This is a genomic window from Mycobacteroides sp. PCS013 (genome assembly GCF_049532645.1).
In the GTDB taxonomy this organism is placed as follows: domain Bacteria; phylum Actinomycetota; class Actinomycetes; order Mycobacteriales; family Mycobacteriaceae; genus Mycobacterium; species Mycobacterium gwanakae.
Genome location: NZ_CP150131.1, coordinates 651,687 through 675,098 on the forward strand (window position 1 = coordinate 651,687; position 23,412 = coordinate 675,098).

24 protein-coding genes and 1 tRNA gene are annotated in these 23,412 nt (G+C 64.3%); 18 read left to right on the forward strand and 7 right to left on the reverse strand.

Annotated elements, in window-relative coordinates; genetic code table 11:
- Nucleotides 1–12: 12 nt before the first annotated feature.
- Nucleotides 13–606, reverse strand: a complete 594-nt coding sequence (locus RHO23_RS03250; protein WP_030094923.1) for a TetR/AcrR family transcriptional regulator — start codon at nucleotides 604–606, stop codon at nucleotides 13–15.
- A gap of 18 nt (nucleotides 607–624) precedes the next feature.
- Complete coding sequence (locus RHO23_RS03255; RefSeq protein WP_423488657.1) at nucleotides 625–1,929, reverse strand: nicotinate phosphoribosyltransferase; 1,305 nt, start codon at nucleotides 1,927–1,929, stop codon at nucleotides 625–627.
- 114 nt (nucleotides 1,930–2,043) lie between these two features.
- On the opposite strand from RHO23_RS03255, the gene clpS reads away from it, so the two are divergent.
- The 11 genes from clpS to rdgB all read left to right on the forward strand — a co-directional run bounded on the left by clpS (nucleotide 2,044) and on the right by rdgB (nucleotide 9,489).
- Nucleotides 2,044–2,346, forward strand: coding sequence for an ATP-dependent Clp protease adapter ClpS (gene clpS, locus RHO23_RS03260; protein ID WP_030094925.1), 303 nt, complete (start codon nucleotides 2,044–2,046; stop codon nucleotides 2,344–2,346).
- A gap of 11 nt (nucleotides 2,347–2,357) precedes the next feature.
- Nucleotides 2,358–2,945, forward strand: coding sequence for a DUF2017 domain-containing protein (locus RHO23_RS03265; RefSeq protein WP_030094926.1), 588 nt, complete (start codon nucleotides 2,358–2,360; stop codon nucleotides 2,943–2,945).
- Complete coding sequence (locus RHO23_RS03270) at nucleotides 2,942–3,934, forward strand: P1 family peptidase (RefSeq protein ID WP_057967280.1); 993 nt, start codon at nucleotides 2,942–2,944, stop codon at nucleotides 3,932–3,934. The genes RHO23_RS03265 and RHO23_RS03270 overlap by 4 nt, the downstream gene beginning before the upstream one ends.
- A 68-nt stretch (nucleotides 3,935–4,002) precedes the next feature.
- Complete coding sequence (locus RHO23_RS03275) at nucleotides 4,003–4,395, forward strand: M67 family metallopeptidase (RefSeq protein ID WP_199344173.1); 393 nt, start codon at nucleotides 4,003–4,005, stop codon at nucleotides 4,393–4,395.
- A gap of 37 nt (nucleotides 4,396–4,432) precedes the next feature.
- Nucleotides 4,433–4,705, forward strand: coding sequence for a MoaD/ThiS family protein (locus RHO23_RS03280; RefSeq protein WP_030094929.1), 273 nt, complete (start codon nucleotides 4,433–4,435; stop codon nucleotides 4,703–4,705).
- A gap of 6 nt (nucleotides 4,706–4,711) precedes the next feature.
- Complete coding sequence (locus RHO23_RS03285; protein WP_030094930.1) at nucleotides 4,712–5,674, forward strand: cysteine synthase; 963 nt, start codon at nucleotides 4,712–4,714, stop codon at nucleotides 5,672–5,674.
- A complete protein-coding gene (locus RHO23_RS03290; RefSeq protein WP_057967279.1) occupies nucleotides 5,671–6,342 on the forward strand; it encodes a rhomboid family intramembrane serine protease in 672 nt (223 codons plus the stop codon). Before RHO23_RS03285 ends, RHO23_RS03290 begins: the two co-directional genes overlap by 4 nt.
- Nucleotides 6,339–7,226, forward strand: a complete 888-nt coding sequence (murI, locus tag RHO23_RS03295) for a glutamate racemase (RefSeq protein ID WP_057967278.1) — start codon at nucleotides 6,339–6,341, stop codon at nucleotides 7,224–7,226. The genes RHO23_RS03290 and murI overlap by 4 nt, the downstream gene beginning before the upstream one ends.
- Nucleotides 7,227–7,268: 42 nt before the next feature.
- Complete coding sequence (locus RHO23_RS03300) at nucleotides 7,269–8,030, forward strand: cyclic nucleotide-degrading phosphodiesterase (RefSeq protein WP_057965115.1); 762 nt, start codon at nucleotides 7,269–7,271, stop codon at nucleotides 8,028–8,030.
- 49 nt (nucleotides 8,031–8,079) lie between these two features.
- Nucleotides 8,080–8,859, forward strand: coding sequence for a ribonuclease PH (rph, locus tag RHO23_RS03305; RefSeq protein WP_030094934.1), 780 nt, complete (start codon nucleotides 8,080–8,082; stop codon nucleotides 8,857–8,859).
- Nucleotides 8,860–8,868: 9 nt separating this feature from the next.
- Nucleotides 8,869–9,489, forward strand: coding sequence for an RdgB/HAM1 family non-canonical purine NTP pyrophosphatase (rdgB, locus tag RHO23_RS03310; protein WP_423488658.1), 621 nt, complete (start codon nucleotides 8,869–8,871; stop codon nucleotides 9,487–9,489).
- A gap of 45 nt (nucleotides 9,490–9,534) precedes the next feature.
- Here rdgB and RHO23_RS03315 read toward each other — a convergent pair whose 3' ends face one another.
- The 4 genes from RHO23_RS03315 to RHO23_RS03330 are packed head-to-tail and all read right to left on the reverse strand — an operon-like array spanning nucleotide 9,535 to nucleotide 11,990.
- A complete protein-coding gene (locus RHO23_RS03315) occupies nucleotides 9,535–10,470 on the reverse strand; it encodes an NADP-dependent oxidoreductase (protein WP_070942664.1) in 936 nt (311 codons plus the stop codon).
- 58 nt (nucleotides 10,471–10,528) lie between these two features.
- Entirely contained in the window at nucleotides 10,529–10,888 is a 360-nt protein-coding gene (locus RHO23_RS03320; RefSeq protein ID WP_030094937.1) for a DUF3817 domain-containing protein, read from the reverse strand.
- On the reverse strand, nucleotides 10,885–11,253 hold the full coding sequence (locus RHO23_RS03325) for a hypothetical protein (protein ID WP_075907736.1): 369 nt from the start codon (nucleotides 11,251–11,253) through the stop codon (nucleotides 10,885–10,887). The genes RHO23_RS03320 and RHO23_RS03325 overlap by 4 nt, the downstream gene beginning before the upstream one ends.
- Nucleotides 11,254–11,300: 47 nt before the next feature.
- Complete coding sequence (locus RHO23_RS03330; protein WP_064408221.1) at nucleotides 11,301–11,990, reverse strand: LAGLIDADG family homing endonuclease; 690 nt, start codon at nucleotides 11,988–11,990, stop codon at nucleotides 11,301–11,303.
- Between the two features lie 125 nt (nucleotides 11,991–12,115).
- Between RHO23_RS03330 and RHO23_RS03335 the strand changes: the two genes are divergently transcribed.
- The 5 genes from RHO23_RS03335 to RHO23_RS03355 all read left to right on the forward strand — a co-directional run bounded on the left by RHO23_RS03335 (nucleotide 12,116) and on the right by RHO23_RS03355 (nucleotide 19,728).
- Nucleotides 12,116–12,201 (forward strand) — tRNA-Leu (locus RHO23_RS03335).
- A 51-nt stretch (nucleotides 12,202–12,252) separates the two neighbouring features.
- Nucleotides 12,253–14,052, forward strand: a complete 1,800-nt coding sequence (locus RHO23_RS03340; RefSeq protein ID WP_064408223.1) for a fatty acyl-AMP ligase — start codon at nucleotides 12,253–12,255, stop codon at nucleotides 14,050–14,052.
- A 135-nt stretch (nucleotides 14,053–14,187) separates the two neighbouring features.
- Nucleotides 14,188–15,648 (forward strand): DUF3375 domain-containing protein, encoded by a 1,461-nt coding sequence (locus RHO23_RS03345; protein WP_064408225.1) that lies wholly within the window; start codon nucleotides 14,188–14,190, stop codon nucleotides 15,646–15,648.
- Complete coding sequence (locus tag RHO23_RS03350) at nucleotides 15,645–16,370, forward strand: DUF4194 domain-containing protein (protein ID WP_070942661.1); 726 nt, start codon at nucleotides 15,645–15,647, stop codon at nucleotides 16,368–16,370. The genes RHO23_RS03345 and RHO23_RS03350 overlap by 4 nt, the downstream gene beginning before the upstream one ends.
- On the forward strand, nucleotides 16,363–19,728 hold the full coding sequence (locus RHO23_RS03355) for an ATP-binding protein (RefSeq protein WP_101312270.1): 3,366 nt from the start codon (nucleotides 16,363–16,365) through the stop codon (nucleotides 19,726–19,728). Before RHO23_RS03350 ends, RHO23_RS03355 begins: the two co-directional genes overlap by 8 nt.
- A gap of 11 nt (nucleotides 19,729–19,739) precedes the next feature.
- Here the strand turns inward: RHO23_RS03355 and RHO23_RS03360 are convergent, their stop codons facing one another.
- Nucleotides 19,740–20,525: a crotonase/enoyl-CoA hydratase family protein gene (locus tag RHO23_RS03360; RefSeq protein ID WP_423488659.1), complete on the reverse strand. Its 786-nt coding sequence runs from the start codon at nucleotides 20,523–20,525 to the stop codon at nucleotides 19,740–19,742.
- Nucleotides 20,526–20,598: 73 nt separating this feature from the next.
- Here RHO23_RS03360 and RHO23_RS03365 point away from each other — a divergent pair, with 73 nt between their 5' ends.
- Together RHO23_RS03365 and RHO23_RS03370 are read left to right on the forward strand one after the other, a co-directional pair.
- Complete coding sequence (locus RHO23_RS03365; RefSeq protein ID WP_070942658.1) at nucleotides 20,599–21,171, forward strand: TetR/AcrR family transcriptional regulator; 573 nt, start codon at nucleotides 20,599–20,601, stop codon at nucleotides 21,169–21,171.
- Entirely contained in the window at nucleotides 21,168–23,402 is a 2,235-nt protein-coding gene (locus RHO23_RS03370; RefSeq protein ID WP_070942657.1) for a molybdopterin-dependent oxidoreductase, read from the forward strand. The genes RHO23_RS03365 and RHO23_RS03370 overlap by 4 nt, the downstream gene beginning before the upstream one ends.
- The last annotated feature ends 10 nt before the right edge of the window (nucleotides 23,403–23,412 follow it).

The window sequence follows — 23,412 nt, forward strand, 5'->3', positions numbered from 1 at the left end:
CCCCGCCGGTACTCAGTCGAAGATGTCAGACACGTGACGGCCCATGCGTGAGATGTAGTCGATGAGCTCGTCGCGGCTGATGGCCAGATCTCCGCGCAGATAATCGATGATGGCGCCGGAGGCCGCGCCGACAAGCGACACCGATAGGAAGCGCCGCCGCCCCGGATCGTCGACGTCGATCAGTGCCTTCTCGGCAAGTGAGGCGAAGGCCATCGAGCCCGCGAACCCGACACTGCCCAGTATGGGTTCGGTGAACGGGGCGAGCATCATGATGCGTCCGTAGGCGGGGTTGTCGACGGTCGCCCCGATGAAGGTCTCCACCGCGCGGGTTTCTAAATCGTCTCCCTCGGCGGCGAATTCGGTGACGACGCGCATCACGGATTCGAGGACGTCTTGGTACACCGCACGCACGAAGTCGTCACGGTCACCGAATTCCTCATAGAAGTTGCGCTCCGATACGCCGGAAGACCTGCAGACCGTGCGGATAGTCAGCGCCGGGCCGTCGATGGCGCCGAGCGCCGCGATACCCGCATCGAGCAGTGCCCGCCGACGCGTCGCTCGACGCTCGGCGGGAGTGGTTCCCGCCCATTGCCTTCTGGCTGCCATGTGTCCTCCGGCCAGGAATTATCCCACCAATCGGGTGGTGATCGCAGGATCCCCGTGCGAAAGGCCCAGCCCCTCCCACGGCAGGCTCAGTAATCCCGTGCGTACCCGGTCTCTGGCGTCGTCGAGAGAGTCGGAGGTGGCGGGCGCGCCTCCGCGCACCAGTGGGGTGGTCAGTACCCGGTGCGGCTCCATCACCGTGGGCTGACCGGCGGCCGCGCGATACACCACCTCCTCGGTGACGGTGCCCGTCGGCTTGGCGGTGCGCAGCGCACACTTGTGGCCGCCATGTGATTCCTTGTGGCTACTGCGTTTTGCCACCGGGATACCGTCGATCTCGACGAGTTTGTAGACCATGCCGGCCGCCGGGAACCCCGATCCGGTTACCACCGAGGTGCCGACACCGTAGATGTCGACGGGTTCGGCGCGCAGTGCCGCGATGGAGTACTCGTCGAGGTCCCCGGAGACGACAATGCGGGTCCGGTGCGCTCCCAGCCTGTCGAGTTGTGCCCGAACCTGCCGGGCCAGCATGCCCAGATCTCCCGAGTCGATGCGCACCGCCCCGAGCTCGGGCCCGGCGACGGCGATGGCGTTGTCGACCCCGGTGGTGATGTCGTAGGTGTCCACCAGCAGGGTGGTGGACACCCCGAGCGCCTCGACCTGCGCGCGAAATGCTTCACGCTCGGCCTCGCTGGGGCTCATGCCGTCCTTGGCGTGGAGCAGAGTGAAGGCGTGCGCGGCGGTGCCGCGGGCGGGCACACCATAGCGGCGGTGGGCCTCCAGGTTGGACGTCGATTCGAATCCCGCGAGATAGGCGGCGCGGGCGCAGGCTACCGCCGCCAGTTCGTGGGTGCGCCGTGAGCCCATCTCGATAAGCGGACGGCCTGCTGCGGCCGACACCATTCGGGCGGCGGCAGAGGCGATGGCACTGTCGTGGTTCAGGATCGACAGTGCCAGGGTCTCCAGAATGACGCATTCGGCAAAGGTTCCCCGCACCGTGAGCACCGGGGATCCCGGGAAGTAGAGCTCACCCTCGCGGTAGCCGTCGATGTCGCCACTAAATCGATATGCGGCCAGGTACTGGAGTGTGTCCTCGTCCAGAAAGTCGGACAGCGATTCCAATTCTTCCGATCCGAATCGGAATTCGGCAAGCGCCTCGAGCAATCGGGCGGTGCCGGCGACGACGCCGTAACGGCGGCCGTCCGGCAACCTCCTGGCGAACACCTCGAACGTGGCTTGACGTCCCGCGGTGCCGTCACGCAGTGCGGCGGCAAGCATAGTGAGCTCGTACTTGTCGGTGAGCAATGACGTATGCAGGTGCGCCATGTGCGCCACGTTAGCGGGATACCCGGGTGCGTGAACGGGTCCCGAGAGGCTCCGGGGAGACGGGGAACCCGAACTTCATGCTGACAGAGTTCGCGGCCCCGGTATTCTGGGGCCATGGGTGCGCCGGCGCGAGCCTTGCCAGGGACTACCGCAGAGAGGTCTGTCGAACATGTCGACGAGACCCAGTCGCCGTGGGTCACCATCGTGTGGGATGACCCGGTAAACCTGATGAACTACGTCGCTTACGTGTTCCAGCAGCTGTTCGGCTACAGCGAGAGCGAGGCCACCAACCTGATGCTGCAGGTTCACCACGAGGGCAAGGCTGTGGTGTCCTGCGGGGCGCGTGAGTCGATGGAGATCGACGTCAGCAAGCTGCACGCCGCCGGTCTGTGGGCCACTCTGCAGCAGGATCGTTGAGCCGCTGATCCGTGCGAAAGTGGAAGCGCGTCAACGCGTCTGATGGGGTTCGGCTGCGTTCTGAGATGGAGCCGCACGAGGCGGCGCTCGTACAGTCGATGGTCACTTCCATGCTGGCGATGCTCGATGAGCGCGAATCGTCAGCGCCCAACGACGAGCTGGCACAGCTGACCGGCATCCGTACCGGGAACACCGCGGCGCCCTCCGATGTCACTCTTGGGCGGTTGCTTCCCGACTTTCACCGCCCCGACCAGGACGGCACCAGCAGTCTCGAGGCGGTGAGCGGACTCAACAGCGCACTGCGCAGCCTCTATGAACCGGAGATCATCGACGCCAAACGTGAGGCGGGTCAACGGTTGCTGCGCACGCTTCCCCTGGAGGGCGGGCGCTTTGAGCTGTCCGAGGACGACGCGCGCGCATGGCTGACCGCGCTCAATGATGTGCGCCTGGCGCTGGGGGCGATGCTCGGGATCGACAGCGACGGGCCGCAGGAGTTGCCCGCAGACGATCCGATGGCGGGGCATATGGACATTTACCACTGGCTGACCGTGATGCAGGAGTTGTTGGTGCTCGCGTTGATGGGGAAGTCGGCGGTATGAGCCTGTTCTCGGGTGCGATCACCGACGTTCCGGGAATGCTGGTGGGACATCACCAGCGCGTGGATGCCGACGCCGAACTCGGATCGGGCTGGGCCACCGGCACCACCGTGGTGCTGGCGCCGCCGGGGACGACCGGTGCGGTCGATGTGCGCGGCGGAGCTCCGGGAACGCGTGAATCCGATCTGCTCGATCCGGCCAACACCGTCTCTACGGTCGACGCCATTGTGCTCAGCGGCGGCAGCGCCTACGGACTGGCCGCCGCCGATGGGGTGATGCGCTGGCTGGAGGAGCAGGGCAGGGGAGTGGCCCTGCAGGGCGGCACCGTGCCCATCGTCCCGGGAGCAGTCATCTTCGATCTACCGGTGGGTGCCTGGAAGAGCCGTCCCGACGCTGAATTCGGTTACCGGGCGGCAGAACTCGCAGGCGATACGCCCGAATGGGGTGCCGTGGGTGCTGGTGTCGGAGCGCGAGCCGGCACTCTCAAGGGCGGTGTCGGCTCCGCGAGTGCGGATCTGGGTAATGGGATTGTGGTCGGTGCCGTGATCGTGGCCAACCCGGTTGGACTGGTGATCAATCCGTCGACAGGGCTGCCGTGGGAGCCCGCCTGTGCGCCGGAACTCGGCGCGCCTCCGGCAAGCCAGATCGCGGCGCTGGCCGCGTTGCCCGACAAATCGGTCTCGTTGAACACCACGATCGGCGTGGTGGCGACCAACGCCCCGCTGAGCAAGGCGCAATGCCGCCGGGTGGCGATTGCTGCGCACGACGGGTTGGCACGGGCGATCAGGCCCGCGCATACCCCGATGGATGGGGACACGCTGTACGTGCTGGCGACCGGGACCGGCGAGGGCGATGCCGAGGCTCTCACCATTTCGGTGGGGATTGCCGCCGCCGACTGTGTGGAGCGTGCCGTGGTGCGGGCCGTGGTGGGCGCCGTGAGCGTGGCCGGAATACCCGCATATCGTGACGTGTTGCCAGGAGCGTTTTCGTAATCGTCCGAGACGCCAAGAGGGAAGCAGGAAAGACAGTGCTGGTAGTTCGCGCCGATTTGGTCGACGCCATGGTCAAGCATGCCCGCGCCGATCATCCCGATGAGGCTTGCGGTGTACTGGCCGGTCCGGAGGGTTCCGATCGTCCCGAGCGACACGTTGCCATGATCAACGCCGAGCGGTCTCCTACTTTTTATCGCTTTGATTCCGGTGAGCAGCTTCGGGTTTGGCGGGCGATGGATGACGCCGATGAGGTGCCGGTGGTTATCTATCACTCGCACACCGCGACCGAGGCCTACCCCAGCCGTACTGATATCAACCTGGCCGCGGAACCCGATGCCCACTACGTTTTGGTGTCCACTCGCGATCCTGAGCAGCACGAACTGCGCAGCTACCGGATCGTCGACGGGGTGGTCACCGAAGAGGAGATTTCCGTTGTGGACCAATACGTCGAGCAGTACTAGAGAAGTCGAGCAGTACTAGAGAAAAGGAATATCCACCGTGTCGATTCAAGTATCGATTCCCACGATCCTGCGTACGCACACCGGTGGCGAGAAGCGCGTCACGGCAACGGGTTCCACGCTGCAAGCGGTGATCGCGGACCTGGAATCCAACTATTCCGGGATCTCCGACCGGCTGGTTGACGACGGCAAGTTGCACCGTTTCGTCAACATCTACGTCAACGACGAGGACGTGCGGTTCTCGGGTGGGCTGGACACCGAGATCGCCGATGGCGATTCGGTCACCATCCTGCCCGCCGTGGCCGGTGGCTAGCGGCGCATGACCCGATACGACTCGTTGCTCCAGGCCCTCGGGAACACGCCGCTGGTCGGGTTGCAGAGGCTGTCCCCGGCCTGGGACGGCGATCCGCATGTGCGGCTGTGGGCCAAGCTGGAGGACCGCAATCCGACCGGCTCCATCAAGGACCGGCCTGCCCTGCGCATGATCGAACAGGCCGAGCAGGACGGGCTGCTGGAACCGGGAGCCACGATTCTGGAACCCACCAGTGGCAACACCGGAATCTCGATGGCGATGGCCGCGCAGCTCAAGGGTTACAAGATGATCTGCGTGATGCCGGAGAACACCTCCATCGAGCGACGCCAGCTGCTTGAGCTATACGGCGCTCAGATCATCTTCTCCCCGGCCGAAGGTGGCTCCAATACCGCCGTCGCCACTGCCAAAGAGCTTGCCGCGCAAAATCCTTCGTGGGTGATGCTGTACCAGTACGGCAACCCGGCGAATGCCGCCGCGCACTATCACGGCACCGGCCCGGAGATTCTGGCCGACCTGCCCGAGATCACCCACTTCGTTGCCGGGCTGGGCACCACCGGAACCCTCATGGGTACCGGACGGTTCCTGCGGGAGAACGTGCCCGGGGTGCAAATTGTTGCCGCCGAGCCGCGCTATGGCGAGGGCGTCTACGCACTGCGCAACATCGACGAGGGATTCGTGCCCGAGTTGTATGACCCCGAGGTGCTCACCACCCGCTTTTCGGTCGGGTCGTTCGACGCGGTGCGCCGTACCCGCGAGTTGGTGCAAGTAGAAGGCATCTTCGCGGGCATCTCGACCGGCGCGATTCTGCACGCGGCGCTCGGCATGGCGGCCAAGGCCGTCAAGGCGGGCGAGCGCGCGGACATCGCATTCGTGGTGGCCGATGCGGGCTGGAAGTATCTGTCGACCGGCGCCTACGCCGGTACCGTGGATGACGCAGAGGACGCGCTGGAAGGGCAGTTGTGGGCATGACGGGATACCAGGGTGGCCCGGAGGGGTTCCATCCAGCCCGTCCCGAGCGGTCCAGACGGCCACAGTGGGTCACCGGCGGAATCCTGGTGGTCTCATTCGTCGCGTTGCTTTATGTCATCGAAGGCATCGATACGGTTACCGGGCACCAACTCGACGAGAACGGCATCCGGCCGCTGGAGGCCGATGGTCTGGACGGCATCCTGTTCGCGCCCCTGCTGCATGCGAATTGGGGCCACTTGGTTGCCAACACGGTGCCCGCGCTCGTGCTGGGTTTCCTGGCCGCGGCCGCCGGGCTCGGACGCTTCCTGCTGGCAACTGCGATCATCTGGGTTCTCGGCGGGATCGGCACGTGGCTGATTGGCAACCTCGGCTCGCCCTACGAGACCAATCACATCGGGGCGTCGGGGCTGATCTTCGGCTGGCTCACCTATGTGATTGTCCGAGGATTCTTCAACCGCCGCGTGGGTCAGATCCTCATCGGTGTCGTCGTGATCGTCCTCTACGGGGGTGTGCTGTGGGGTGTGCTGCCCGGACAGTTCGGGGTGTCCTGGCAGGGGCACCTGAGTGGGGCTATCGCCGGCGTACTGGCCGCCTATTGGCTCTCGGGTAGGGAACGCAAGGCGAAGGCTGCACGTGGTCCTGGGGCGCCACCAAGGCTGTCGACATGACGGGCCCCGGCGCTGCTCTCGAGGGTCTTGGCGCAAGCGGCGCATCGCCGATCGGGATATTCGATTCCGGAGTCGGCGGACTGACCGTCGCGCGGGCCATCATCGACCAGCTGCCCGACGAGGACATCATTTACGTCGGTGATACGGGTAACGGGCCATATGGTCCGCTGACCATTCCGGAGATCCGCCGGCACGCGCTGGCCATCGGTGACGACCTCGTCGGACGCGGGGTGAAAGCCCTGGTGATCGCCTGTAATACGGCCTCGGCGGCATGCCTGCGTGACGCTCGTGAACGCTATGCGCCGGTGCCGGTCATCGAAGTGGTGTTGCCTGCGGTGCGCCGCGCCGTGCACACCACCCACAACAACAAGATCGGTGTCATCGGAACCGCGGCGACCATCGCATCGGGTGCGTACCAGGATGCGTTCGCGGCCGCGCGGGACACCGAGATCACGGCGGTGGCATGTCCGCGTTTCGTCGACTTCGTGGAGCGTGGCATCACCAGCGGGAGGCAAGTGCTGCAGCTCGCCGAGGGCTATCTGGAGCCGCTGCAGCGGGCTCAGGTCGACACCGTGGTGCTGGGTTGCACGCACTATCCGTTGCTGTCCGGGCTGATCCAGCTCGCCATGGGCGAGGATGTCACGCTGGTGTCCAGCGCCGAGGAAACTGCCAAGGACCTGCTGCGGGTGCTGTCGGAGAGGGATCTGTTGCGGCCGCATCCGGATAACCCGAGTGCCTCAGGTCCGAACCGCGTTTTTGAGGCAACCGGTGACCCCGATGCGTTCCGCACCCTGGCGGCCAGATTCCTCGGTCCGGCTGTGACAGCGGTGCAAACTCGAGCTAGCGGTGTTGCGGGTTACACCGAAATTGCAACACCTCTCTAACCCTGTGCCGAGACGCTTGCCGGACGTGGCAAGCTAGGGGCTGTGCGAGTCACCGTGCTCGGCTGCTCAGGCAGTGTCACCGGACCGGATTCACCGGCGTCTGGTTACCTTCTGACGGCACCGGATGCGCCACCGTTGGTCATCGACTTCGGTGGCGGCGTCTTGGGCTCTCTGCAACGGTTCGCCGACCCCGGATCGGTGTCCGTTCTGCTGTCGCACCTGCATGCCGACCACTGCCTGGACCTGCCTGGTCTGTTCGTGTGGCGCCGCTATCACCCGAATCCGCCCAAGGGCAAGGCCATCATGTACGGGCCTGCCGACACCCTGATTCGGGTGGGGGCCGCGTCGGCCGAGATCGGCGGTGAGGTCGACGACTTCACCGACATCTTCGACTTGTATGCGTGGAGTGAAGGTGTGCCCGTCGAATTCGGGTCGCTCACGGTGACACCCACACGGGTGGCGCATCCGCCGGAGTCATATGGACTGCGGATCGAGGACACGTCAGGTGCCGTCCTTGCCTACAGCGGTGACACCGGCATATGCGACGCGGTGGTCGAGCTGGCTCGCGATGCCGACGTGTTCCTGTGCGAGGCGTCGTGGACGCACATGCCGGGGCACCGCCCGCCGGACCTTCACCTGTCCGGCACCGAGGCGGGGCAGATCGCGGCCCGAGCAGGCGTGAAGGAACTGCTGCTGACCCACATCCCGCCGTGGACTTCGCGCGAGGATGTCATCGCCGAGGCGAAGTCGGCATTCGACGGGCCGGTGCGGGCCGTCGTCGCCGGGGAGACCATCGAGCTGTAGCTCTGCCGCTCACGCTCGGTACTTTCGCGGAGACGATAAGGTCGAGGGCGTGTCCAGACGAGAAGACGGCAGGCAAGACGACGAACTGCGCCCGGTGACCATTACGCGGGGATTCACTTCGCACCCGGCAGGTTCGGTACTCATCGAGTTCGGTCAGACGCGGGTGATGTGCACCGCCAGCGCCACCGAGGGTGTGCCGCGCTGGCGCAAGGGTTCTGGACTTGGTTGGCTGACAGCCGAATACGCGATGCTGCCGGCCTCTACCCATACCCGCAGCGACCGTGAATCGGTCAAGGGGCGCGTAGGTGGCCGTACTCAGGAGATCAGCCGCTTGATCGGGCGTTCTCTTCGTGCGTGTATCGACTTGTCGGCATTGGGGGAGAACACCATTGCCATCGATTGTGATGTGCTGCAGGCCGACGGCGGGACTCGCACCGCCGCGATCACCGGTGCGTATGTAGCGCTCGCCGATGCGGTGACGTACCTGGCCGCGCACGGCAAGCTCGCCGATGATGAGCCACTGTCGTGTGCGATCGCCGCCGTGAGTGTTGGCGTGGTGGACGGCCGGGTGCGCGTAGACCTTCCCTACGAAGAGGATTCGCGCGCCGAGGTGGACATGAATGTGGTGGCCACCGACACCGGTACGTTGGTGGAGGTTCAGGGCACCGGTGAGGGCGCCACCTTCCCGCGTACGACGCTGGACAAGCTGCTTGACGCCGCCGTCGGCGCCGCCGAGGAACTGTTCGTTCTGCAGAAGGAAGCGTTAGCCCTGCCGTATCCGGGTGTCCTGCCGGAGGCGCCACAGAAGAAGGCGTTCGGTTCGAAGTAGGCGGGGGCCATGAAAATACTTGTCGCGAGCCGTAACCCGAAGAAGCTCGCGGAGTTACATCGGGTGCTCGAGTCGTCAGGGGTTACCGGGGTCGAACTGGTTTCGCTCGCCGATGTGCCCGAATACGAGGAAGTGCCAGAGACGGGCGCCAGCTTTGAGGACAACGCGCTCATCAAGGCGCGTGAGGGCGCACAACAGACCGGATTGGCCTGCGTCGCCGACGATTCCGGGCTTGCGGTAGATGCGCTGAACTGGATGCCCGGTGTGCTGTCTGCGCGCTGGGCGGGGCGGCACGGAGATGATGCTGCCAACACCGCACTGTTGCTCGCGCAGCTCTCCGATGTGCCTGATGAGCGCCGCGGTGCGGCATTCGTATCGGCGTGTGCGCTGGTGACTCCGGACGGCGATGAGGTCGTCGTAGAGGGGCGCTGGAAGGGCTCGGTCGCGCGCGAACCCGCGGGGCAGAACGGCTTCGGCTACGACCCGATCTTCGTGCCGCGCGGCGGTCTGCGGACCGCAGCGGAAATGACGCCCGAAGAGAAGGATGCGGTATCGCATCGCGGACGGGCGCTGGCGGCGCTGCTCCCGATGCTGCGCAACCTGGTTAACCTCGGCCGGACCGCGCCGTAGCCTCCCCGGGGAGCAGCCCCCGCATTAGGGGGCTGCTCGCGGGGGTCAGGGCAGCAGGATGACCTTTCCGCGGGCATGGCCCGTCTGGACGTACTCATGGGCCTGGCGCGCTTCGGCCAACGGATAGGTGCGATCGATGGTGACCTTGAGTTCGCCATTGCCCGCAAGGCGAATCAGCTCAGGGCGGGCGGCCAGACGGATCTCCGTGCCCGCATCGGCACCGGGGCCGCCGCCCAGTGCTTTGAAGCCATCGGTTGCGGCACGGCCGAATCCGGCGATCGTGGCGATACGGTCCTTGTCGGCAACGAGTGCCAATGAGACGTCGGCGGCTTCATCGGTGCCGACCAGATCGAGGGCTGCATCAACCGAGCCGATTGAGCTGACACGGTCTTGCAGTCCGGGGCCGTATTCGACCGGGATCGCTCCGTAGCCACGAAGCTGTTCGTGGCGGGCAGCGCTGGCGGTGGCGATCACGGTTGCACCGCGGGCCTTGGCGAGCTGGGTGGCCAACAGTCCCACGCCGCCCGCGGCACCGTGAATCAGAACGGTGTCCCCTTCGGTGACATTGGTGGCTTCCAATAGGTGGACCGCGGTCTGCCCGGTGAGCAGGAATCCTGCGGCCTCGTTGAAGGACAGACTCGCGGGCTTCTTGAACACCTGGTCTGCGGTGGTGACGATCTGGTTGGCGTAGCCACCGATCTGCCCGGCGGCGATGACGTCATCACCGGGTTGGAACCCGTCGACACCCGGGCCGACGGCGGCGATAGTTCCGGAGATCTCGAGGCCGAGGCGCATGGGGATTGCGGCCGGGTCGGTGCCGAAGGCTCCCGAATACAGCTTCCAGTCGATGGGATTAACGCCGGCGGCTTTGACGTCGATGAGCACTTGGCCGTCGGCGGGGCCATCGATCGGCAACTCGCGGAACTCGAGTACGTCGGATGCGCCATAGGCGGTGGCGACAACTGCATGTGTGGTGGTCATACCGCTATCAAAGTCGCATCACCATGTCAGTATTCCTGACATTGGAGATTTCTTTCGGCTAGATGCCGAACTGCTCCTTGACCTGCTTGGTGCGGTAATGCTCGACGATGAAACCGAGCAGCGGGATCGTGCCCGCGAGCAGCGTGCCGGCGGTGCGTGGCCACGGCCAGCGCACCTTGATGGCCAGATCGGTGGTGAAGATCAGGTACACGAAGTAGATCCACCCGTGCACGATGCCGATCCAGCTCGGCGGATGCGGTACGTGCTCAATGTATTTGAGCCACATTTCCCAGCAGAGGGCGATCAGCCACACACCGGTGGTCCAGGCCAGGATCCGGTAGCGCCACAGGGCGCCACGGATTTTCTCGACCGGCGTGGTCACGGCGGGCGTCTGGGGTGTGGCTTCGGGCTCGGTCACGGGGCAGGCTTCCTATCTTCTTCGGCCAGGGCGGCGAGGTAGGCGTTGTAGTCGGTCAGTGTGCGGTCGGCGGGATCCGGCTTCGCGGCGGCAGGGCGCTCGGGAAGCAGGCCCTCCGGTATTTCGGTCACCCGGTCGCTGGGCGGCGGGGGCGGGCCCTCGTCCTCGTACTGCACAAAGCGGCGATAAGCCCAAATCACGAACGCCGCGAAAAGCGGCCACTGCAGGGCGTAGCCGAGGTTCTGGCCATCGCCGGTCACCGACTCGAATCGCTGGAACTGCCAGTAGGCCAGGCCCAGGAACGCGAGCGCACTGACGCCGACCAGCACGATGAGTGCCGGTCTCCGACGCCGTGTAGTGGACACCTCCTGACGGTACCGCGTGAGGTGGGGGCGGGTGCCAACGCCCCTGGTCAGCGCTTTGGTCCGATGAACTCGTCGAGACGCGCGGTGGCAGCTTTGCGGTAGACGGAGACGACGTAAGCGGTCGATCGAGTCCAGGGGATGTCGAGCCTGTCGAGGGCTGCGGTGAAAAGGCCGAGGATGTCTTCCGAACGGTTGGTGAAGTGATAGCGGGTGCTGGCGACTCCGCGATCGTTGGCGACCACCCGGCAGCCATCGCTGTGAATCAGACCCCGGACGAAATCCTCGGTGGCCTGATCGACGAGGCTCTGCTGCCAGGGCTCGAGGGCGATCTTTCGCGAATGCTTGCGGCCGGGGCCATGCTGAGGAAAGAGACAGGGCCAGTGTTTGGAGTAGTGAGAGACTTGCACACATCCCTTGGGGCACTGAACGATCGCGGCCTGCTGTCCAGGCATCAAGGCCTCGATGGCGACTCGGCACCGCTCGATGATGACCGGATACTTCTGGTCCAAGGTGATCCTGAGACGCCAGCACCGTCTGTCCGGTGAGATGCACCCATCGCCCAGATAAAGGCCTAGGAGGTAGGCGTAGCTTTCTGCGTGCAGCGAAGACCGTTCGTGAGCTACCCCACAGGCTGACGAGTTGATAGATGCCCTCACGAGGACTCCAGGCCGGCGGCGCCAGTCTCGCACCGTCGGTCGAGGTATCCCTGTTTGACGTGCGATGGCACAGTCATTCATCCCGGTCTCGATGAGTCGTTGGACTCGGCAAAACTCGTCTGCAGATCGCAAAGGGACTCCTCAAGGCGATTTGTGTTCGAACGTAACGAGGGTCTCTGACATCGAGGAGGTACGATCGGAACTCTGCGGGCGTGGCGAAATGGCAGCCGCGCGGGCTTTAGGTGCCCGTGTTCGTAAGAACGTGTGGGTTCGAGTCCCTCCGCCCGCACCAGAGATTCAGTGGGACCCGGTGTGCACTCCGCGCGCCCGTAGACTTGAAATCGTGGTTCGCGCTGACGGTTTGCTTGATATCGACGATTGCCTGAATGCCGACGGAAACGTCGAACTGCCGCCCGGCACCACGCTGATATCCCTCATCGAGCGCAACATCAGGAACGTCGGGGACACCGTCGCCTATCGCTATCTGGACTTCACCACCTCCGAGGACGGCACCCGTATCGAGCTCACGTGGTCGCAGCTCGGGGTGCGTCTGAAGGCGGTAGCCGCGACGCTGCAACGCCACATCGAACGTGGTGATCGGGTCGCCATTCTGGCTCCACAGGGTCTGGACTATGTCGTCGGATTCTTCTCGGCGATCAAGGCCGGCGCCATCGCGGTGCCGCTCTTCGCTCCCGAGTTGCCCGGCCACGCTGAGCGTCTGGATACCGCCCTCACGGACTGCAGGCCAACGGTGGTCCTGACGACCTCCAGCGCACGCACGGTTGTCGAAGACTTCCTCAAAGAACAGGACACTCGCATCCTCGTCATCGACGAGATCCCCGATGAAGCGGGTGAGACCTTCGAGTACGTGCATCTAGTGGATGACGACATCTCGCATCTGCAGTACACCTCGGGTGCGACTCGACCTCCGGTCGGCGTGGAAATCACGCACCGCGCCGTCGGTGTCAATCTGACGCAGATGATCCTGTCGATCGATCTGCTGGATCGAAACACGCACGGCTGCAGCTGGTTACCGCTCTATCACGATATGGGTTTGTCCATGATCGGCTTTCCGACGGTCTATGGTGGCCACTCCACCCTCATGTCGCCGACAGCCTTCATCCGTCGGCCGCAACGCTGGATCAAGGCGCTCTCCGACGGCTGCAAGGAAGGCCGCGTCATCACCGCCGCCCCCAATTTCGCGTACGAGTACACCGCACAGCGCGGTGTGCCGAAGGACGGTGCGGACATTCACCTGGGCAACGTAGTGATGATCATCGGTTCCGAGCCGGTCAGCATCGATGCCATCCGCACCTTTGAAAAGGCCTTTGCGCCCTTCGGATTACCGTCGACCGCGTTCAAGCCCTCCTACGGCATTGCCGAGGCCGTCCTGTTTATTTCCAACATCGCACCGGATGCCGAACCCTCCGTCGTATACCTAGATCGTGCGCAGCTCGCCGAGGGCCGTGCGGTATCGACCGCTGTTGATGCACCCAACACCACTGTCCATGTGTCCTGTGGCCAACTCGCCCGCAGCCTGTCAGGTGTGATCGTCGATCCAGCGACTGGTAACGAGCTTCCGGACGGTCATGTCGGCGAAATCTGGTTGCAGGGCAACAATGTTGGCCGCGGCTATTGGGGCCGTCCGGACGAAAGTGCGAGGACATTCCACGCCCGGCTCGGTGAGACGCTCGTGAAAAGCCATGCTGACAAGTCCAATGTGGACGGCGACTGGTTGCGCACCGGCGATATGGGTTTCTATCTCGATGGTGAGTTGTACGTCACCGGACGCATGGTCGACCACATCACTATCGACGGCTGGTCGTATTACCCGCAGGACGTCGAGGCGGCCGTCGCGGACGCATCGCCCATCGTGCGCCGCGGATACGTCACCGCCTTCACCATCGACGATGGTCTGGTGGTTGTCGCCGAGCGTGCCTCGCGGACGGCCAAGGCTGACCCGCAGGAAGCCGCCGACGCGGTCCGCGAGGCGGTCCGCAGCCACTACGGCCTGGAACTCTGCGACGTGCGCCTGCTCCCGGCGGGAGCCATCCCGCGCACCACCAGTGGAAAACTGGCGCGACGGGCCTGTCGCCGCCAGTACCTGGACGGCACCCTGGGTGTTCACGGAGATCTCAGCTAACTCATTTGCCTCATTTGTCCCACGTCAGCGAGCCCATTCGCCACGCCTTCGTCGGCCCGGTAGGTTTTCCGGGCCGGTGGCTACGACAGCTACGGGGCCGGGGGACACGCGCTAGCTATGTGATGGAGGTGTGCGATGACTGACCTGACGATCGAAGAGCTGTTCGCGCACAACGACGACGTGCAGAAATCCCGGGCGGTCAGGCTATTGGCCGCTAAGAATCTGGCGCCGTACATCACGCTCATGGAGCGTCACCTGGACCGCAGTGCGAAGGTTTCCGAACCCCAGCTGGTGGCCAAACTGGACCGGGATCTTGACGCGGTCGGCCTGGGGGAGCAGTCCGGACTCGCCCTCATCAAGAGCTGGGCAAGTGACGGCTGGTTGCACCGCGCGTCGGATGGCGCCGGTCACGACGCCGAGAACGTCTGCTCGTTGACCGAGGACGCACGCAGTGCGCTGGCCTTCGTCCGGCGACTGCGTCGTGCTGACAGCGTCGCCACCGGCGGGTCCATCGCGGGCATCGCCGCGGGCCTCAAGCGGGTCGCGACTCAACTGGATGGCGACCCGTCGCGGCTGCGTGCCGATATCGAGGCTCAGATCGCCGAGTTGCAGAGCTACTTGCACGCGATCGACGACGGATATCGTCCCGAGCCGGACATCGTCGATCTCGAGGATGAGACCCGGGCCATCGCCTATCAGATGGAGCAGGTGATCACCGACATCGTGCGCTACGGCAGCATGCAGAACGAGATCACCGCCGGACTCATCGACGCGGCGGAGGACTCCGATTCCGGGTTCCGCGACCGTGCACGACGGATGTTCGCCGACTACGACGCCCTGTTCGACTCCCGCGAACGCGCCTCGTACGCCGCCTTTACACGCACCATCCAGGACCCCGACCAACGTGCCGCCCTACGCAGCGATATCGCCTGTGTCGCTGAGGGATTACCTGAGCTAGACCCGGGTTTGCGTGATGTCATGAAGAACTTCTTCAAGCTGGTTTCCCAGCAGATCGCGGAAGTCTCCCGCATCGAGCAGCGCTGTGCGCAACGTATCCGGCGATTCTTCGCCGCCGGCACCACGGAGCAGGCGCGTGGCCGTGCGCGACAGCTCAACGATGCCCTGGCCGCCGGGCACGCGCTGCTCAAGGTGTCCACCGCGGATTCCCCGATTGACGCCGAACTACCGATCGGCCGCTCTGCGGCGGCGTCCATCGGTGCCCTGTCATTCACCATCAAGGACACGGCGCCGCCGGTGCTGGCTCAGGAAGCGCCATCGGGCCCCTTGGACTTGAGTGGATTCTCGGCATTGGCGACCCAGGTGGACATGGCCGCACTGGCCGAGACGGTGAACAGAGCTGTTGCCGGTGGCCCAGTTTCCCTGCCTGACATGATTTCTCATGTCGACGCACCGTATCTGGGTGACGTGATCGTGCTGTGGTCGCTGGCCCTCAAGCAGGACAACACCCTTGATCGCGAGTCGGTCAAGGTGAAGTTCCGGTCCCTGGATGGACAGGACCGGGTGATGGAGGTACCTCAGTTGATGTTCCGTGAACCGGTGTTGGCAACCCTCGAAGAGGAGGGGGCGGCACTGTGACGACAACGCCCCTGGGAAACATCAACTTTGACGATCTGCCGGGCGTCGAGCCGGATGCCTCGGCACCCAGAACCGTCAAGGGACCACGGTTCGACGGCGACACCAGCGAGCTGACCGACAAGGCATGCTGGGCGTTGCAGAACCTGGTGGCCCGGCGCTATCTGAGCAAGGACGGCCAGCCGGAGTTGTGGGCATCGATGATGGAGCACCGCAAGGTGCTGGCCTCGCGTTTGTCCGAATTGGACCTGCGGCTACGAGTTTTCGACGATCTTGAGGTCGCCTACGCCGAACCGGCTCCCTTGGAGAACCCCAGCGCGTACGGCGCCCGGGTGTTGCGCCGCGAACCCCTGGGCACGTATGCCTCGATCGTTGCGCTGCACCTGGCCAAGATCGCGAGGACCGCGCACGACGAGCAGGTGCTGGTCAGCCGCGACGATATCCATGAACTGTTCGCCAATGTCAGCCACGACATCGACCGCGATGAAGCGATGCTGCGCGACCGCGTCGACGAAGCCATCAAACGCCTGTTAAAGGCCGAGATCCTGCAGCGCACTCGCGATGACGAGCACAGCTACACCATCAGCCCCGTCATCAACGCGCTGATGTCCGCGCAGATGATCGAGGCGTTGCAACGCCAATACGAGCAGCTGCAGCGTGGCGGTGCCGCCCCAGAAGACTCCACCGACGATGAAGAAGATGGCGATACCGATGACGATGAATGAGGGCCTACCCGGCAGGCCGGGTGATTCAGCCACCCAGCAGTTCTGGCTGTCTCGACTGCAGGTCATTAACTGGGGTGTCTTCGACGGGTACCACACCATCGAGTTCAGCCGCCGCGGCACCCTGATCACCGGCTCGTCCGGAAGCGGTAAATCTTCACTGCTGGACGCGATTTCGCTGGCGTTTCTGTCCTCGAACCGCCGTAACTTCAACGCGTCAAGCGATACCACTGCGGCCGGCTCGAGTATGGGCAAGCGCACCGTCGACAAGTATGTGCGCGGTCTGTGGGGTGAGCTGAAGAACCCGGGGGAGCGGCCAACGCAGATGTTCCTGCGCGGCAAGGGTGCGGCATGGTCGGCGATCGCGGTCACCTATTCGGGCACCGATGGTCGCGTGATCACCGGCCTCGTTCTCAAATGGCTTGCACCGGGTTCAGATTCGGATTCCTCGAGCCGCTATTACCTGATCGACGCCGATGCCGATATTCGTGACCTGTGTAATTCCTGGGCGAGTAAGGGATATTCGGCTGCGGTTTTCGATGGCGCGGGCTGGCGTGGACACAAGAGCGAACGCTGGTATTTGGAACAGCTCTACGCCGCCGTTGGTATCCAAGGTTCCTCGGCAGCCCAGCAGCTCTTGGGTAAGGCCAAGTCGCTCAAAAGCGTTGGTGGCCTGGAACAGTTCGTCCGCGAGTACATGCTCGACGAGCCCGAGTCCATGGCCGCGATCTCCGAGGCCCTGGGGCAGATCACCCCGTTGGTGGACGCGCGTGCCGCACTGGCGGTCGCGCAGCGCCAGCGTCAGACGCTGGGCGATATCGAGCAGATTCAGCAGACGTACGCCAGCGACGCGGCGCAGCTGGCCACCGTCGACGTGGTGGATCACCACACCGTCCGCGACTACGTTGATCAGCAGCGGCTGGCGCTGGCCGGTCCGGAGATCGACCTGTTGGACACCGAGATCACTCGGCTCGGCGGTGAATGCGACGAAATCCAGTCGCGCCAGGACATTCTCACCGGCGAGCGGGACAAGCTGCTCGGCCGGATCGCCGCCGCCGACAGTAATCTCGCACCGCTCAAGAGTGAACTCGCTCATGCGCGGGCCCGGGCCGAGGAGGTGTCGCGCCGCCGTACCGCGTACGACAGCGCCCTGTGGGACCTCGGCCACGACGAAGACGTCGAATCCGCTGAGGAATTCGAAGCCATGCGGGTCGAGAGCCTGCGCGCAGTCACCCGGATCAATGCGGAACTCGAAGCGGGTCATGACGCCTATGTGATGGCGGCCGGCGCCTTGTCGACAGCGCGCGATCAGCTGCGGGCTGCTTCCTCCGAGCTCAAGCGCGTTGAACATGTCGGTACCTCGGTGCCTCCTGACGAGGACCGCATGCGTGGGGAAATCGCGGCGGCGCTGGGTCTTACCGCCAAGGAGCTGCCCTACGTCTGCGAATTGATGGATCTGCGCCCAGGCCAGGAACGGTGGCGCAGATCGGTGGAGAAGGTGCTGCGGTCTACCGGTCTGTGCCTGTTGGTGCCCGATCAGCACCACCGGCAGGTGCTGCGATACGTCAACGAGAACCCGATGCGCGGTTACCTGCAGATGGAGCGGGTGATCCCTTCCGGCGCGCCGCGGCGTGCCGAGCCGGGCACCCTCGCCGACTGCCTTCGCCTGACCAACCCTAATCACGAATGCGCCAGTGCTGCCATGAATCTGGTGGCGGCTGTGGGCGATTACGTGCTGGTTGATACACCCGACGAGTTCAGCAAGCACCGCCGGGCGGTCACCGATCAGGGCCTGCGCAAGGACGGCGACCGGCGCGCGGTCAAGGATGACCGGCGCGAGCTGCGTGCCTCCCAGTACATCTATCAGGGCAACGCAGGCGACAAGCGGGCCGCGCTCTCCGATGATGTGGTCGAGGCGCAGCAAGCCGTTGGTGACGCCGAGAAGTTCATCGGCGAGATGGACACCAAGCGTGAGGAACTGCGCTCGGAGGTGGTGCGGTGGTCCAAGCTGCACAGTCAGTACGAGTACTGGAGCCAGATCGACACCGATTCGGCCGAAGCCGCCGTGGCACGGCTTCAGGACCAGTACGACGCGATGCTGGAGGCCAACCCCGACCTCACCGGACTGCAGCAGCAGGCCGATTCCTATCTCGATGAGATCAAGAAACTCTCCGAACGTATCGGTGCGCTCAGAAGGCAAGAATCCGAACATGATTCGCGCCGCACGAGACTACTGGACCTGTTGGACAATTTGAACCCGCGCGAGGTGGGCGGGCACACCCGGTCCGGTATCGAAGCCTATGTTCCGCAGCTGTCGTCAAGCCTGGATGTGCTGGAGCCGGACACCTACCGGTTGGAGCTGTGGCGTCAGATCGAGAAGGACCAGTCGGTGCTGCGGGAAAGTGTCACCCGTTCACGCAACGAGCTGAACCGGATCCTCAACGCCTACGACCGGGACTTCCCGGATTCGATTCCCAACGACAGTGAGAACTTCGACGAGAAGATCCACGATTACGTCGCCTTGTGCCGCCGAATCGACGAGCGCGACCTACCGGCCGCCTACGAACAGATGCTGCGACTCATCACCGAGCAGGCGCCCACCGCAGTCCTGCGGTTGCATCAGCTCGCCGAGGAGGAGGCGCACCGCATCACCGACCAGATCGACCGGGTCAATAGCGGTTTGGGCTCGGTGGAGTTCAACAGGGGTACCCGGTTGACCTTGCGTGCCGAGCCCAAGGCGCTTGAGGCGGTGGGCGAGCTCAACGAGCGGGCCCGGCGGATTTCGGGACGGGCCGTTGCGGTTTCCATGGGGGACGAGAAGGCCATCCACGACCAGTACCAGGACATCCTGCAACTGCGGAATCTACTGGCGGCGGAGACTCCCGAGGCCAGGCAATGGACGCGCGACGCGTTGGATGTGCGTAACCGCTTCGTGTTGTACTGCGAGGAGCGCGACGCCGCCACCGGCGAGGCGATTCGCACCTACAGCAATGCGGGTGCGAATTCCGGTGGGGAGCAAGAGAAGCTGATGGCGTTCTGCCTCGCCGGTGCGCTGAGCTTCAACCTCGCCAACCCCGAAACCGGAGACAATCGGCCGGTCTTTGCGCAGCTGATGCTCGACGAGGCATTCTCGAAGTCCGATCCGCAGTTCGCGCAGCAGGCGCTATCGGCGTTCCGTAAGTTCGGGTTCCAGTTGGTGATCGTTGCGACCGTGCAGAACACGACCACCATCCAGCCCTACATCGACAGCGTGGTCATGGTGTCCAAGCCCGACGGCCCGGGAGTTCGGCCGGTCGCCTCGACGCGCACGGTGCCTATCGGGGAGCTCGGTGACGTGCGGAAGGCAGTCAACGCCCGCTGATCGGTGGATCTTCAGCGGCCCACGAACTCGGCGGTGGTTCGGGTCAGGAAGGCCTGCACGCCCAGCGCCGCGTCCTCGGTGGTGAAGAGTTCCCGGATGGTGGGCACCAGCTGCGTCTCGGCAGCGGCTTCGCCCTCGCGTATCGCCGAGCGGGCGTTGCGCAGGGTGGCCTGCACTCCCAGCGGTGCCTGTCGCGAGATCGTCTGCGCGATGGCGATCGCCTTATCGACGTGCTCGCCGGCGGCAACGACCTCCTGCACGATTCCGATGCGGTGAGCCTCGGCGGCGTCGAAGGTGTCGGCCGTCAACATCCATCGCATCGCGTTACCCCAGCCAGCGGCTCGCGGGAAACGAATAGTGGCACCGCCGAACGGGTAAATCCCTCGATTGATTTCGAGCTGCGCGAAGGTCGCTGTCTCATCCGCGATCACAATATCGCCGGCGAGTGCGAGCTCGATGCCCAGTGTGAGGACCTTGCCATGTACCGCGACAACCAGTGGCTTGGATAGTTGCGTGCCATCGACCTGCCATGGGTTGATCCCGCCCTCGGGCGTCAGGGAGGCACCGCTTTGAATCTCTGCGGCCACACTCGCCAGGTCCAGACCGGCGGTGAACATCGTGCCCTCGCCGTACAGGACGGCAGCCCGTAGCTCCGGATCCGTCTCGAACTCGCCGAATGCCAGAGACAACTCCTGGAGCATGGTCTTATCGAACGCGTTGCGCTTGGCCGGCCGGTTCAGGCCGATGACCAGGACATATCCGTCGCGACGGATGCTCAGGGTTTCGTACTCAGACATTGACTTCTCCGTGTCGGTAGCCGATTATGTAGAGCAGCATACATAGACCTGTGCGCCACGGGAAGGACGACAATTGAGCACCCCGCGTGAACGAATGGTTGCCTCGGCCGCCCTGCTGATTCGTGAGCGCGGGGCACACGCGACGGCCATCTCCGATGTACTCGAACACAGCGGGGCGCCGCGCGGCTCGGCGTATCACTACTTTCCCGGCGGTCGCACTCAATTGCTGGGTGAAGCGGTGGATCTGGCGGGGGAGTACATCGCCGGGATGATCGACGCCACACCCTCAGGGGTGGAGGCCTTGGACAGGCTTGTCGCGTCCTATCGGAAGCAATTGGTGCGCAGCGATTTCCGGGCTGGGTGTCCCGTTGTGGCAGTCGCGGTAGAGGCCGGAGACCCGGAGAGCCCTGCCAGTAATCAAAAGCTCATCGAACACTCGGCGGCGGTCTTCCAGCGTTGGATCGGCCTCATCGCCGAAAAGCTCGCCGCCGCGGGAGTCCCCGGCGAACGGGCCGACGAGCTGGCCATGCTGATGACAACTTCTCTGGAGGGGGCAATCATCGTCGCGCGGTCCACTCACGACATCACACCAATCGATGTGGTGCATAAGCAATTACGCACGCTTATCGAGGAGGCTTTGTCATGAACACCACCAATTGGTTACCCACCGCCTGCATCTTGTGTGAGTGCAACTGCGGCATTGTGGTGCAGACCGAGGGGCGCACACTTGCCAAGATTCGCGGCGACAAGGACCACCCCGCGAGCAAGGGATACACCTGCAACAAGGCATTGCGCCTGGATCACTACCAGAACAATGCCGATCGACTGACCTCACCGATGCGCCGCCGACCCGACGGTACCTATGAGGAAATCGATTGGGATACGGCCATTGTCGAGATCGCCGAGGGCTTCAAGCACATCCGTGACAGCTATGGCGGAGACAAGATCTTTTATTACGGTGGGGGCGGTCAGGGCAATCACCTGGGTGGGGCCTATAGCGGTGCCTTCCTGAAGGCCATCGGATCCAAGTACCGCTCTAACGCGCTGGCACAGGAGAAGACGGGCGAGGCCTGGATCGACAAGAACTTGTACGGCGGCCACACCCGCGGCGAGTTCGAGCACGCCGAGGTGTCAGTCTTCGTTGGTAAGAACCCTTGGATGTCGCAGAGCTTCCCGCGGGCGCGGGTGGTGCTCAACGAGATCGCCAAGGATCCGCAACGGTCGATGATCGTCATCGACCCGGTCATCACCGACACCGCCAAGATGGCCGACTTCCACCTGCGAGTGCGCCCCGGCGCCGACGCCTGGTGCCTTGCGGCACTGGCCGCGGTACTGGTGCAGGAAAATCTCTGTGACGAAGCTTTTCTCGCGGCACATGTCAACGGCACCGAGGAGGTTCGGGATGCCTTGCGTGAGGTACCGATCGACGATTATGCGCAGCGCTGCGGCGTGGCGGCAGACCTCATTCGCGCGGCGGCGCGGCGGATAGCCGCTGCCGAGAGCGTGGCGGTCTTCGAAGACCTCGGGATTCAGCAGGCGCCCAACAGCACGCTCAGTTCCTATCTGAACAAGATGCTATGGATCCTCACCGGAAGCTTCGCCAAACGCGGTGGACAACATCTGCACTCGTGGATGGCGCCGCTCATGGGTGGTTTCTTCGGCAACACCCCGGTGACAGGAGCTCGCATCATCGGGGGCCTGGTGCCGTCCAACGTCATTCCCGACGAGATCCTCACCGATCACCCTGACCGGTTCCGTGCGATGGTTGTCGAGAGCAGCAATCCCGCGCATTCCCTTGCAGATTCGGCCCGATGCAAGGAGGCCTTCCAGGCATTGGAGCTGCTCGTCGTCGTCGACGTGGCGATGACCGAAACGGCCCGCCTCGCTCACTATGTGCTGCCTGCCGCCACCCAGTTCGAGAAGGTGGAAGCAACATTCTTCAACTTGGAGTTCCCGCACAACACTTTTCAGCTGCGGCACCCGCTGCTGGAGCCCGAGCCCGGAACCTTGCCCGAGCCGGAGATCTGGGCGCGACTGGTCCGGGCATTGGGAGTGGTCGACGACACGGACTTGCAGCCGCTGCGTGATGCTGCCGCACAGGGTCGGGATGCCTATCTGCAGGCGTTCTTCGCGGTGCTGGCCAATCCGGTGCTCGGTCCGCTGGCTCCGTACGTCCTGTATGAAACCCTCGGCCCGACCCTGCCCAAGGGGCTGGAGGGTGCCGCCGCGCTGTGGGGTCTGGCGCAGAAGGCGATGATGACGTATCCGCAGGCGGTGGCACGGGCGGGCCATTCGGACGGCAACGCGCTCTTCGATGCCATATTGAACAGCCCATCGGGCGTGACCTTCACCGTTCACGAGTACGAAGACGACTTCGCGCTGATCACGCATGCGGATCGCAAGATTGCCCTCGCGATCCCCGAAATGCTGGACGAAATCAGAGGATTGGCCTCGCGGCCGGCGCAGCTGACCACTCCGGAGTTTCCGATTGTGCTGTCGGCGGGCGAGCGACGGGCGTACACCGCCAACGACATACTGCGTAATCCGTCCTGGCGTAAACGTGATCAGCAGGGCGCACTGCGGATAAGCCTGGAGGATGCCCAACAGCTCGGCATAGCTGACGGTGACCGGGTGCGCATCTCCACCGCGGCGGGTAGCGCGGAGGCCACCGTCGAGATCAGCGACATGATGCAGGCAGGCCATGCCTCACTCCCAAACGGATTCGGCCTCGACTACACCGACGAGTCCGGTGAAACGCACGTGCCGGGTGTGGCACCGAACGTACTGACATCCTCTGCCTGGCGGGACGAGTACGCGGGAACCCCATGGCATAAGCATGTTCCGGCGCGTTTGGAGACACTGACCGCTGCCCTCTAATGCACGCGAG

Excerpts from the sequence above, each read along its gene's own strand:
- clpS (WP_030094925.1), top strand. The coding sequence starts at position 2,044 with ATGGGTGCGCCGGCGCGAGCCTTGCCAGGGACTACCGCAGAGAGGTCT.
- RHO23_RS03250 (WP_030094923.1), bottom strand. The coding sequence starts at position 606 with ATGGCAGCCAGAAGGCAATGGGCGGGAACCACTCCCGCCGAGCGTCGA.
- RHO23_RS03330 (WP_064408221.1), bottom strand. The coding sequence starts at position 11,990 with ATGAATGACTGTGCCATCGCACGTCAAACAGGGATACCTCGACCGACG.
- RHO23_RS03360 (WP_423488659.1), bottom strand. The coding sequence starts at position 20,525 with ATGTCTGAGTACGAAACCCTGAGCATCCGTCGCGACGGATATGTCCTG.
- RHO23_RS03255 (WP_423488657.1), bottom strand. The coding sequence starts at position 1,929 with ATGGCGCACCTGCATACGTCATTGCTCACCGACAAGTACGAGCTCACT.
- rdgB (WP_423488658.1), top strand. The coding sequence starts at position 8,869 with ATGAAAATACTTGTCGCGAGCCGTAACCCGAAGAAGCTCGCGGAGTTA.
- murI (WP_057967278.1), top strand. The coding sequence starts at position 6,339 with ATGACGGGCCCCGGCGCTGCTCTCGAGGGTCTTGGCGCAAGCGGCGCA.
- RHO23_RS03290 (WP_057967279.1), top strand. The coding sequence starts at position 5,671 with ATGACGGGATACCAGGGTGGCCCGGAGGGGTTCCATCCAGCCCGTCCC.
- RHO23_RS03270 (WP_057967280.1), top strand. The coding sequence starts at position 2,942 with ATGAGCCTGTTCTCGGGTGCGATCACCGACGTTCCGGGAATGCTGGTG.
- RHO23_RS03370 (WP_070942657.1), top strand. The coding sequence starts at position 21,168 with ATGAACACCACCAATTGGTTACCCACCGCCTGCATCTTGTGTGAGTGC.
- RHO23_RS03355 (WP_101312270.1), top strand. The coding sequence starts at position 16,363 with ATGAATGAGGGCCTACCCGGCAGGCCGGGTGATTCAGCCACCCAGCAG.
- RHO23_RS03285 (WP_030094930.1), top strand. The coding sequence starts at position 4,712 with ATGACCCGATACGACTCGTTGCTCCAGGCCCTCGGGAACACGCCGCTG.
- RHO23_RS03345 (WP_064408225.1), top strand. The coding sequence starts at position 14,188 with ATGACTGACCTGACGATCGAAGAGCTGTTCGCGCACAACGACGACGTG.
- RHO23_RS03275 (WP_199344173.1), top strand. The coding sequence starts at position 4,003 with ATGGTCAAGCATGCCCGCGCCGATCATCCCGATGAGGCTTGCGGTGTA.
- RHO23_RS03315 (WP_070942664.1), bottom strand. The coding sequence starts at position 10,470 with ATGACCACCACACATGCAGTTGTCGCCACCGCCTATGGCGCATCCGAC.